This window comes from Nakamurella panacisegetis, assembly GCF_900104535.1.
GTDB classification, from domain to species: Bacteria; Actinomycetota; Actinomycetes; order Mycobacteriales; family Nakamurellaceae; genus Nakamurella; species Nakamurella panacisegetis.
Genome location: NZ_LT629710.1, coordinates 776,082 through 787,747 on the forward strand (window position 1 = coordinate 776,082; position 11,666 = coordinate 787,747).

An 11,666-nucleotide genomic window follows, 5' to 3' on the forward strand; every position below is an offset into this window, starting at 1 on the left:
GCTGAGGGCTGGCCGACCGCGCGGGCGGGTGTCGTCCGGCGGTCGTGACAGTGACCGGCGTTGACTGCGTTGGTGTCGCGTACTACCGGGAGGAGGAGCCGTGCATGAGAGGGGACGAGGTGAACGGCACGCAGCCGCAGGTGGTACCGAATTCGATGTCGATGTCGACCGTCACCGTGGTTGCGGGTGACGACGGATCGACCATCCGGCGCTCGAGGAGTTCCATCGCCCGGGCGGCGACCTCCGACGCGGGAATGACGCCCTGGGTGGGGCGCAGCCCGGTGACGGTGGCCTCGCCGATCGAGTCGATCGTCGTCAGGAGCACGTCGGCGGGGATGCGCAGGCCGAGCCGGGCAATGGCCCCCATCGCACCCCAGAACATCCGGTTGTTCGTCGTGAAGACACCGAACGGTGCCGTGAACGTGCGGAACAGCTGAAGGGCACCGGCGGTCGCATCGTCCGGAGTCCGGTGGCCGGCGCTGATGTACGCCTGCTGCCGGGCCTGGGCAATGACCTGTTGATAGCCGCGTTCCTGTTCGGCCACACTGGATATCGCGGTGTCGCCGCCGAGGAATGCGACCTGCGTGAGCGTGTGGTGCCGGACCAGGTGTTCAACCAGGCGACCGGCGGCCCGACGGTGATCGGCCAGTACGTGATCGGCGATGTGGGTCACCGACGGCACCGTCCGGTCCACGATGACGGTGGGTATCTCCCGGATCGCGTCGGGCAGGCTGGGGGCGCCGGCCGGCAGGACGATCAATCCGTCGACCCGGTGCTGGCGGAAGGTACGGAGATAACGTTCTTCCTGGTTCTTCTCCTCGTCGGAATCGCCCAACAGCAGGGTCGGGCTCTGTTCGCTCAACCGCTCCTCGATGGCGCGCGTCAAGAGGCTGTAGTAGCCGTTTCGAACGTCAGGAATGATGAGTCCGATCGTCCCCGATTTGCGGGTACGCAGTCCGGCGGCGCCGGCATCTCCGACGTAGCTCAATTCGGCGACGGACCGCATCACGCGCTCCCGCATTTCGTCCGTGACGTACTGCTCGCTCTTCAGTACGCGGGTCACGGTCTTGACCGACACGCCGGCATGGGCGGCGATGTCCACGAGCCGGGCCGGCGGCCGCAGCCCCGAAGGTGGTTGGTCGGCCATCGGTCAGGACCGCCGATCCGCGCCGGCGACAACGGTGGGTGTCGCGTCGGCCAGGGCGGTGATGTCCGCCGCCGGGTACTCCTCGGCCACCCACCAGCCCGCAGCCACCCCGGCCATGAGCGCCGCGCCACGCGACACGGCCTCGCGCTCGGTCGCCATGGCCAGTGGTGCCTGCGCCCGGTGCATCTTGGCTTCGATCCAGCGTCGTGATCGCAGTCCCCCGCCGATGAGCAGGGTCTTGCCGCGCGTGCCGGTCAGGTTGCGCAGCAAGCCTTCGGCCGCCGCCGCTGCGGCCGCGAAGCCCTCCAGCGCGGAGGCCCAGGCCACCTCCGGTGACAGTCGCAACACGCGATCCGGGACCCGGCCGTCCTGCATCTCGAACAGGTCGTCGATGTCCAGCGGCTCGGCGTCGACCCGGATGGAGGCGAATTCGATATCACTCCGGCTCGTCTGCAGGTGCGCGAGCAGTGCGCTCATGGCCAGACCCGGGCGAAGGGTCTCCCAGAGCAACATGTGTCGGGCCGTGCCGGGCCAATGCGTGACCGTCAGATCACCGGTCAGCCCGGGCAGCACGGGAGGCCCGGCGATCTTCCGTGGATCCCACGACACCACGAGCGGCTCTCCGGTGCCGAGGGAGTCGATGACCTCGCCGTCCTCACCACCGGAGCCGACCACTCCGACGGGATGGTCGTGACCGGCGATGGTGACCGGGATGCCGGCCGGGAGATCGCTCCACAGCGCGCCCGGCGCACTGACCCGGCCGAGCATGGTTCCGGCCGGGCGGGCCGGGGCCCACATGATGCCGTCCATGCCGGCGGCGCGCAGGATGGCTTTGTCGTACTGACCCGAGACCGGGTCGTAGGCACCGCTTGTCGCGGCCAACGACTGCTCCTGCCCGAGCGCACCGGTCAGCTGCCACAGCACGAGACCGGCCACGCCGGTCCAGGTTCCGGCCATCTCGGCACCATGCTGGGCGAGCCACCCCAACTTGGCGATGCTGGAGACGATGCGAGGGCGGCGGCCGGTACGGGCCAGGATCTCCTCGGCGCCGAAGTCCCGCAGCAACTTGTCCACCACCTGATGACCGCGGCGGTCGTGCCAGGCGATGAGCGGCAGGCCGCTGGGTCCTTCCGGGTAGATCGTCGTCCCGGTCTCCCCCATGCTGGAGATCCCGACCCCCGCGATCCGGTGCCGCAGTTCGCCCAGATGATTCAGAGCGGAACTGACACTGGCGAGCAGCGCCTGCGGGCTCATCTCGACGCCGCTCGCAGTCGACGCGAAAGGCGTGGGAGACGTCCCGATACCCAGCGACCGGCCGTGCCGATCGATCGCGTTGACCTTGATCGACGACGTGCCGAGGTCGATGCCCAAGAGCAACTCATCTCGCATGATCTGCCCTGTCTCCCTTGACGTTCGTTCTGACCAACGATGGACAAAGTAGCAGGCCTCACTTACTCTGTCCATCGTTGGTCAGAAAATTGTCCGGCTTCCCGATCACGGCCCAACGGCCACCACCCCAAGGAGTAGACGTGCCCCTCATCACCCTGCGGCAGGCGCTGGACGCGGCCGCCGACGGCGCGTACGGCGTCGGAGCCTTCAACGTCACCGACCTGGTCCAGGCCGAGGCCGTCCTTGACGCGGCCCGAGCGACCGACTCACCCGTGATCGTGCAGACCATCGCCGGCGCGTCGGCCCACGGAAGCGACGAAGCCTTCTGGGAGGCCCTCATCAATCTGGCCCGGAGGTACGAGGACATCCCGGTCGTCGTGCACCTCGACCACGGCCCGACCTTCGACGACTGCGTTCGCGCCATCACCGCCGGCTTCACCAGCGTGATGATCGACGGCAGCCTCCTGGAAGACCGGGTCACCCACGCCTCGTTCGACGAGAACGTCGAGATCACCAAGCGGGTCGTCGAATACGCCCACGCCCACGGCGTGTCGGTCGAGGGGGAACTCGGAACCATCGGCGGGTCCGAGGACGGCGGCGCCACGGTCAAGGAGATCGTGTTGGCCGAACCGGACGACGCGGAGCGGTTCGTCGACGCAACCGGTGTCGACGCGCTGGCGGTGGCCATCGGCACCTCCCACGGCGCCTACAAATTCTCCAGCCCGCCCGACGGTTCGGTGTTGCGGATGGACCTCATCGCGGAGATCGCCGCCCGGGTGCCGCGCACACATCTGGTCATGCACGGCTCCTCGTCGCTGCCCGCTGGGCTGCGGGCGCAGATCAACACCCACGGCGGCGCGCTGCCCGAGTCGTGGGGCGTCCCGGAGGACGAGAAGGCCCGGTCGACCAAGCTGGGCATCCGAAAGCTCAACCAAGGCATGGATTCCCACATGGCCTACATGGCGGCGGCCCGCACGTTCCTGGCCACCGACGTGCTCACCGTCGACCCGGCTCCGTTCGAGCGGGCGGCCCGGCAGGCGATGGAGCAGATGGTGGCCGAGCGGATGCATGTGTTCGGCCAGGCCGGGCAGGCCTACCGACACCGCGGCGTCCGTGACGCTGTCGCCGCCTCGGCCTGAGGCTCGGGCGCCGACGGTCCGGTTGTCGCACTCGCCACCGATCAGTCACCCAGCATCTTCCGGCGCCGCGCGCCGCCGGCGCCGTAGGGGTCGATCGATGACCAGCGCAATGATCAGGAGAGCCGCGTGGAAGACCTGGCCCGCGTAGGCGGTCACGTTGCTCAGGGAGAGTCCGTTGTCGATGATGGTCATGACCAGCAGGGCCAGGCTGGTCCCGATGACGGATCCCCGGCCACCGTTCAGGCGGCCACCGCCGAGCAGGACCGCGGTGAGCACCGTGATCTCGACGCCGATTGCCGCCGTCGGCAGGCCGGTACCCAGCTGTGACGTTCTGATCAGACCGACCAGTGACGCGGCCAGCCCGGATGCCACGAACAGCGCGACGATGCCGCGCCGGGCCGGCCGACCCGCCATACGCTCGGCGGCCGGCAAGATGCCGATCTCCCGGCAGCCGCCGCCGATGTCCGAGCGGGACAACGCTCCGCCCAGTATCAGCAGACCGAGGAAGATCAGGAACGGAAGGGACAGCCCAAGGAACGGGCGGGCATTGCCCAGGGCCCTGAATCCGGGCAGGTAGATGGCCAGACCGCTGGGCACCAGGTAGGCCAGCCCGCGCAGCAGCGACATCGACCCGAACGTGGCGGCGACACTGCTGACGTCGGCCACGGTGACCAGGAGACCGTTCACCAGCCCGACCACAGCGCCCGTCGCCACCGCGACCAGCACGGCAACGATGATTCCCAGCTGCGGCGAGGTCAGGGCGACCACGAGGCCGGCGAACGCCGCGGTGGCACCGCTCGTCAGATCGACCTGCCCGGCCATCAGGAGGAAGGTCGCCGGGATCGCCACGATGCCGACCACGGCCAGGTCGTTCAGCAGGTTGATCAGATTGTCGACGGACAGGAAATAGGGACTGGCCGACGCGAACACCAGGCAGGCCAGGGCGCCGACCACGGCCAGCACCGTCCGCGTGAGGGCAATCCGCCGGACCGAGACGGCGTCCACCGCGGTCACTTCGCCGGACAATCGCCGGTCCCGTAGTACCGGCCGAGCGTGGCCGGGGTCACGAATGTGGTCTGGATGTAGAGATTCCGCGGTATGTGTTGTCCAGCCAGGGCTTTGAGAAGAGCGGGCACGGCAACCTGACCGTACCGATCGGGAAACAGCGCGGCATCACCGAGCCACACCGGGTTCTTGGTCATCTCACAGCGGGCCTGCTGGTCGGCCCCGATCGCCGCTACCGTGACCTGATTGGCCCGACCGTCCGGCGTGGCCGCCACGACCCCCAGAGCGGCCGCGTCGTTGACCGCCGCGACCAAGATGCCCTCCGGCAGCACGGGGAACACCGCCCGGAAGGCGTCGTACGCGCGGTCCTGCGTGCCGGCATCCAGCACGCGCACGGCTGCCCCCGGGCAGAGCGCGGAGAACCCGGCCCGGATACCCGCGACGCGCTCGGTACTGACCGAGGCCGACGCACTGTCGTTCACGATCACCAGTGTCGAGCGGGCGCAATCGGAACTGTTGCGCGGCACGCCGCCCAGTTCACGACCGATCAGAAGTCCCGCCTGCCGGTCATCGGCACCCACACCAGCCGTCTGACAACTCAGCGGCGACGCGGCGACGGCGATCAACGGCACGCCCTTTGGCCCGACGTCGCACAACGCCGCACCGACGTCGCCCGGCCGCACCACGATCCAGGCATCCACGTGCTCGGTGGCCAATCGGCGGGCGCAGTCCAGGACGAGGTTCGGGTCGTCCCCGGGGTCACACCTGATCAGATCCGCCCCAGCCGCCTTGATCTGGGCTGCTATCGATTCCGTGACGGCATCCCCGAACGCGTCCGAACCGGTTGGCGTCACCAATCCGATCCGCCTGGGCACCGCGGTCGAACTCGTACCGGGCGACGAGGCGGCTGAGGTCGGCACGCTGGTTCCCGGCAGGCCCGCAGAACCCGAGCAGGCGGCAAGTACGATCGTGATGCCAGCGGCCGAGACCATGGCCGCCCGACGACACACCAGCACCGCACGGTGCGTCGATCGCCAGGGTGATCGGGGAGGGACGACATTCATGATCGGCGACTCTGCCATCGTTTCCTCACCGTCGGGAGCCCCGCCGTCGCCTCCGCGATCCAGGATCCGGGTCTGAGATGCGTCTGAGGCACCTGTACCGACTGATGGTTGGGTTGATCACCGGAACGGCTCTGGTCGGCTGCTCCGCGCAGGCCCCGTCCGAGGTGCCGGCGGTGGATGCCCTGGTGAGACTGTACGACCAGAACTCCGGGGTCTGGCCGACCACGGGATGGTGGAACAGCGCCAACGCACTGACCGCACTGACCAACTACATGATCGAGTCTGGTGATCACCGGTACTCCTGGGTACTGCAGAACACCTACGACAAGAAGATCCACGCGGAGCAGGGCGACTTCATCAACCCGTACGTCGACGATACCGGGTGGTGGGCCCTGGCCTGGATCCGAGCGTACGACTTGACCGGTGATCGGCGATACCTGGACACCGCGCAGCAGGACGTCGACTTCATGTGGAGCAACCACGACGGCGCGTGCGGCGGCGGACTCTGGTGGACCGTCAACCACGAATACAAGAACGCCATCGCCAACGAGCTGTTCATCAAGGCCGCGGCCGAGCTCGCGACCCGAATTGGGCGCGCCGGTCAGAATTACCTGCAGCATGCGATTACGGTGTGGCAGTGGTTCGACCAGTCCGGGCTGATCACCAACGATCATCTGGTCACCGATGGATTGGACCGCACATCGTGTGCCGCCGGCGGCACGCTCTGGACCTACAACCAGGGTGTCCTGCTGGGCGCCCTGGCCGACCTGACCAAGGCCACCGGCGACCCCAGCTATCTCGACCGGGCAAGGACTCTCGCCGACGCATCGACCGCATCCAAAGACCTCAACGTCGACGGGGTACTGACCGAATCCTGCGAGCAGAACGGATGTGACATCAATGGGCCCTCGTTCAAGGGGATCTACGTCCGCTGCCTCGGCGAGCTCAACCGTGCCCTGAAAGACCACCCCTACACCAAGTATCTCGTCGGGCAGGCCAACATCGCCCACGATCACGACCGCAACTCCGACAACGAGTACGGGCTGCACTGGGCCGGCCCGGTGGACCATGTCACCGCCGCCAGCCAGCAGAGCGCCGTCGACCTCCTGGTCGCGGCCCAACCGATCCCCCGGGACAGTCCCACCGCCGTCAGCTCATCGCCGTCGGCATGAAAGTCAAAGCCTGGGCCGGTGCCGGTATGTGACCGGCCTCCGAGGACGAACACCTGAGGCATTCCGAGCTCGACGATCGCGATGGAGAGAAACCCCATGTACGGAAGTCCGACCTTTCGCGCACCGACATTCGTGTCGGCCGCGACCAATCCCGCCGACCTGCCCTGGAGCGGACACGACACCCGCGTCCTGATCGTCGCCGGAATCGGCATCGCCATCGTCGTGCTGCTGATCGTGTGGTTGAAGCTGCACGCGTTTCTGGCCTTGACGATCGGCGCGCTGTTCGTGGGCATCGCGTCGGGAATCTCCGTGGCGAAGGTGACCAGCTCCTACGAGACAGGGGTCGGCGGCGTGCTGGGTTACGTCGGGGTACTCATCGCCCTTGGCGCCATGTTGGGGAAGCTGCTGGCCGATTCGGGTGGTGCCGACAAGGTGGTCGACACGCTGCTCCGTGGCCGCCCAGGTTCGCTGCCCTGGAAGATGGCCTTGATCGCGGTGATCGTCGGAATCCCGATGTTCTTCGAGATCGGCTTGGTGCTGCTCATCCCCGTCGTCATGCTGGCCGTGCACCGGGTCAAGGGGCCGGCTCTGCTGTTGGGCATCCCCGCTCTGGCCGGGCTGTCGGTCCTGCACGGCTTCATCCCACCGCACCCGGGACCGCTGGCCGCCATCGGCATCCTGCACGCCAATGTCGGCATCACCCTGGCTCTGGGTCTGCTCGTCGCCGTCCCGACGGTCATCCTGGCCGGGCCGCTGTTCGGCCGGGTGGCCGCCAAATGGGTGCCGATCGGCGCTGCCGGTGCCGGTCTGGCCGTGACCGGTGATCGTGGGGACGCGACCGAGAGCGCCGCTGGAGTTGCCGGCCGCGCCCAGTCGACGGTGACCGCAGCGAGGCCGACCGGCGAACCGACGGATGATTCGCCGCGGACGGGCAGTCCGAGCTTCACCATGACCCTGCTGACGCTGCTGGCGCCCCTGGTCCTCATGCTGATCAAGGCGGCCGCTGACCTCCTGGCCACGTCGGGAAGCAGTCTCCGCTCGCTGCTGGACTTCATCGGCGATCCCGTGGTGGCGCTGCTGGTCGGCGTGCTGCTGGCCATGGTGACCTTTGGGACCCGGGTCGGATTCACCCTCCCGATCCTGAGCAAGAAGATCAGCGCCAGTCTGCTGCCGATCGTCGGTGTCATCCTGATCGTCGGCGCCGGCGGCGGGTTCAAGCAGGTCCTGGTGGACGGCGGAACGGGGACGGCCATCGCGAAGATCGCTGCCGCGGCGGGGTTGTCGGCCCTGCTGCTCGGCTGGATCGTGGCCGTTCTGATCCGGTTGGCGACCGGCTCGGCGACCGTGGCCACGGTGACGGCGGCCGGCATCATCGCCCCGGTTGCGGCCGGTCTCTCGCCGGTGCAACTGGCGCTGGTCGTCCTGGCCATCGGTGCCGGCTCGGTGTTCTTCTCCCACCTCAACGATGCCGGGTTCTGGTTGGTCAAGGAGTATTTCGGAATGACGGTGGGCCAGACCATCAAATCCTGGTCGGTGATGGAGACCATCGTGTCGGTCGTCGGACTGGGCATGACCGCCCTGCTCTCGGCCATCTTCTAGGTCGCCGACCGTCCTCGCAGACGCGCCCGGGACGGGCCGGGCGACGCCGCGACAACCGGTGCCGGTGCCGCCGGCCCCGGGGATCCGGGGTCGGCGGAAAGGACCGGCCTACGCCCGCGAGGCCCGGAGCGTCACGATCTCGAAGGGCCGTAGGGTCAGTTCGACCGGTTCCTCGCCGGCCCATCCCGGATGCGGCAGTTCTCGCTCGAGCAGATCGGTCGGCCGGACCCGCGAGACCGGAACGCCGAACTCGACGGTCGTCGTCACGCGGCTTCCCTGCGCCTCGTACAGGCGCACCACCAGGTCGCCGGACCGGTCCTCCGCCAGTTTCACCGCTTCGACGAAGACACCCGGTGACGACACGGCGACGAGCGGGCTCACGGCTTGCGGGGAGGCGCCGGTCACGGTGCGCAGGGGCAGGTTCAGGCGGTAGCCGGCGGCCGCGGCATCGAGCACGCCCGGCGCGACCGCGAGCGCCGTCCGCAGCACGTGCGCCCCCTGGTCGGCGTGCGGATCGGGGAACTGCGGGGCACGGAGAAGCGACTCCCGCACCTGCGTCGTCGTGCCGCCGTCCTCCCGCATCGTCCGGGTGATGTCGTGGCCGTAGGTCGAACCGTTCGCGATCGCCGCGCCGAACCCGGGTTCCCCGACGTGAACCCAACGATGGGCGATCGTTTCGAAATGCGCGTGGTCCCAGGAGGTGTTCACGTAGGTGGGCCGCTTGACGTGCCCGAACTGGATCTCCGAGGCGGCCTGGTCGGCCCGGAGGTCGAGTGGGAAGGCCAGCTTCAGCAGGGTCGCGTGCTCGTGCCAATCGACGACCGTCTCGATCTGCAACTCGCGGGCGCCCTCGAGAAGCCAGTAGCGCTGGGTGATCCGGGAGGCGCCGTGCGCGTGGGTCACCTCGAGCACATCACCGGCCACCCCGACGCTGATGGGCGCCCGAAGGTCGGTGCCGTTGCGCCGGTACGCCACATCGATGTCCCAGGCGTCCCAGTTGTTGGGGATGTCCCGGAAGACCTGGAGGAGGGACGCCACCTCGCCGGGAGCGACGAGTTCGCGCCGCGACGCGAGATCGACGAAAGAGACCAGCAGGCCCGATTCGTCGAACCGCGCCTGGACGATCCCATTTTCTAGAAGGGTTCCGTCCTGACGCTGGAGCGGGCGGACCGGGCGATGGGTCGCAGCGACCGATGCGCCCAGGGGCACAACACCATCGGCCGTGACCGGTGCGGCGTTGAAGACCAGTTCGGCCGTCCCGGTTCCGGCGAGCGCCCGCTGCGCCGCCGCGATGAGTTCGGCCAGCTCGGCGGCGACCCGGGAGTATTCGGACTCGGCCTGCTGGTGCACCCAGGCGATCGAGGAGCCGGGCAGGATGTCGTGGAACTGCAGCAGCAGGACGGTCTCCCAGAGGGACTGCAGTGCGCCGTACGGGTAGTCGAGCAGCCCACGCGCGGCTGCGGTCGCGCTCCACAACTCGGCCTCCCGCAGCAGGTGCTCGCTGCGCCGGTTGCCCTGCTTGGTGCGGGCCTGCGAGGTGTAGGTGCCGCGATGGAACTCCAGGTACATCTCGCCGGTCCAGATCGCCGGATCCGGCAGGGTCGCCTTGGCCTCTTCGAAAAACCCTTGCGGGGTACCGAGTCTGATCCGCGGCGAGCCCTCCAAGTCGCTCGTGCGGCGTGCGGCGGCCAGCATCTCGCGGGTCGGTCCGCCGCCGCCGTCGCCGAAACCGAAGAGCGCCAGTGAGATGTTGGACCTGCCCTTCTCGGCGTACTGCCGTTGCGCGCGGGCCAGGTCGGCCGCCGAGAGGTCAGAGTTGTACGTGTCACTCGGCGGGAAGTGGGTGAACACGCGACTGCCGTCGATGCCCTCCCAGAGGAAACTGTGGTGCGGCATCTTGTTGGTGTCGTTCCAGGACAGCTTCTGGGTCACGAAACTGTCGGATCCGGCGCCCTTCACTATCTGCGGCAGGGCCGCCGTGTAGCCGAACGAGTCGGGCAACCACGCGACCTTCGGGTCGACGCCGAACTCACGGAGGAAGAAGGCCTTGCCGGCGACGAACTGGCGCACCAGGGCCTCGCCGCCGGGCATGTTCGTGTCGCTCTCGACCCACATCCCGCCGACCGGTACGAAGCGGCCCTCGCGGACGCGGGCCCGGATCCGTTCGAAGAGCTCTGGGTAGAACTCCTTCATCCAGGCGTACTGCTGGGCACTGGAACAGGCGAACACGAAATCGGGGTCGTCGTCCATCAGCTGCAGGACGTTGGAGAAGGTGCGCGCGCACTTGCGGATGGTCTCGCGGGTCGGCCAGAGCCAGGCGGAATCGATATGGGCGTGGCCCACCGCGATGCTGGTGTGGGCCGAGGCATAGGCGGGCGCACCGAGCACGCGGCGCAGCGCGTCGCGCCCGAGATGCGCCGTACCGGCGACGTCATCGGGGTCGACCGCGTCGCACATCGACTCCAAGGCGCGCAAGATCTCGGCTCGTCGCGGAAGCGCCGGGTCCAGCTCGCGCATCAGGCCGATCAGCGTCCAACTGTCACGTTCGAGCTCCCAGACATTCACATCGCGCTCCGCGATGTCCATTCGCCGCAGCGTGTAGATCGGCTCGGTACCGGCCGTGGCCGGGTCGCCCAGCGGTGTCGGTTCGTAGAAGGCGGAGCCACCCACATCCGGGTTGGAGGCCGCCTCCACGTAGAGGTCGATGACTCCGGCGAGATCCGCGGTGACCGGCACGTAGCCGTTCAGCGGTTCGATCGCCTTCACAATGCCGCCGTCCCGGCGGTAGACCAGCCCCTCGGCTTGGAAACCGGCCTGGCCCTGGGTGAAACCGAGATCGATCAGGAGCTCGACGGCAGTGCCGTCACTCCCCCATCCCGCCGGAACCTCCCCGCTGACGTGGAACCAGGTCGTGCCCCACGGCCGACTCCACGGCGTGTCGATGTCGACCGAGCGGTACGCCTGGCGAACGGCCTCGCGGAATGCGACCGGCTCACCAGGAACGTCCCACGACTCGATCCGGAGCGGTACGGAGCGGCGGTAGATCGCCGGAACGATGTGGTCGCGGACGAAGCGATCGATTCGGAGCTCGACCTGGTCTGTGTTGTCGTACATGACTTCCTTCTTGAACCGAGGCCTTCGCCCTTGAACC

Annotated in this window: 8 protein-coding genes; 3 read left to right on the plus strand and 5 right to left on the minus strand. The window is 68.3% G+C overall.

Going from position 1 to position 11,666, the window contains the following annotated elements:
- Nucleotides 1-82: 82 nt before the first annotated feature.
- Both BLS97_RS03390 and BLS97_RS03395 read right to left on the minus strand, forming a co-directional pair.
- Nucleotides 83-1,147 (minus strand): LacI family DNA-binding transcriptional regulator, encoded by a 1,065-nt coding sequence (locus BLS97_RS03390; RefSeq protein WP_090474595.1) that lies wholly within the window; start codon nt 1,145-1,147, stop codon nt 83-85.
- Between the two features lie 3 nt (nt 1,148-1,150).
- Nucleotides 1,151-2,536: an FGGY family carbohydrate kinase gene (locus tag BLS97_RS03395; protein WP_157695152.1), complete on the minus strand. Its 1,386-nt coding sequence runs from the start codon at nt 2,534-2,536 to the stop codon at nt 1,151-1,153.
- Between the two features lie 140 nt (nt 2,537-2,676).
- On the opposite strand from BLS97_RS03395, the gene BLS97_RS03400 reads away from it, so the two are divergent.
- Complete coding sequence (locus BLS97_RS03400; protein ID WP_090474597.1) at nt 2,677-3,675, plus strand: ketose-bisphosphate aldolase; 999 nt, start codon at nt 2,677-2,679, stop codon at nt 3,673-3,675.
- Nucleotides 3,676-3,720: 45 nt separating this feature from the next.
- On the opposite strand, the gene BLS97_RS03405 is transcribed toward BLS97_RS03400, so the two are convergent.
- Nucleotides 3,721-4,701, minus strand: coding sequence for an ABC transporter permease (locus BLS97_RS03405; protein WP_157695153.1), 981 nt, complete (start codon nt 4,699-4,701; stop codon nt 3,721-3,723).
- Complete coding sequence (locus BLS97_RS03410) at nt 4,686-5,534, minus strand: sugar ABC transporter substrate-binding protein (protein ID WP_157695154.1); 849 nt, start codon at nt 5,532-5,534, stop codon at nt 4,686-4,688. The genes BLS97_RS03405 and BLS97_RS03410 overlap by 16 nt, the downstream gene beginning before the upstream one ends.
- 287 nt (nt 5,535-5,821) lie before the next feature.
- On the opposite strand from BLS97_RS03410, the gene BLS97_RS03415 reads away from it, so the two are divergent.
- Complete coding sequence (locus BLS97_RS03415; protein WP_090474600.1) at nt 5,822-6,916, plus strand: glycoside hydrolase family 76 protein; 1,095 nt, start codon at nt 5,822-5,824, stop codon at nt 6,914-6,916.
- Nucleotides 6,917-7,012: 96 nt separating this feature from the next.
- Nucleotides 7,013-8,515, plus strand: coding sequence for a GntT/GntP/DsdX family permease (locus BLS97_RS03420; RefSeq protein ID WP_090474601.1), 1,503 nt, complete (start codon nt 7,013-7,015; stop codon nt 8,513-8,515).
- A gap of 108 nt (nt 8,516-8,623) precedes the next feature.
- On the opposite strand, the gene BLS97_RS03425 is transcribed toward BLS97_RS03420, so the two are convergent.
- Complete coding sequence (locus BLS97_RS03425) at nt 8,624-11,629, minus strand: alpha-mannosidase (RefSeq protein WP_090474602.1); 3,006 nt, start codon at nt 11,627-11,629, stop codon at nt 8,624-8,626.
- Nucleotides 11,630-11,666: the final 37 nt, after the last annotated feature.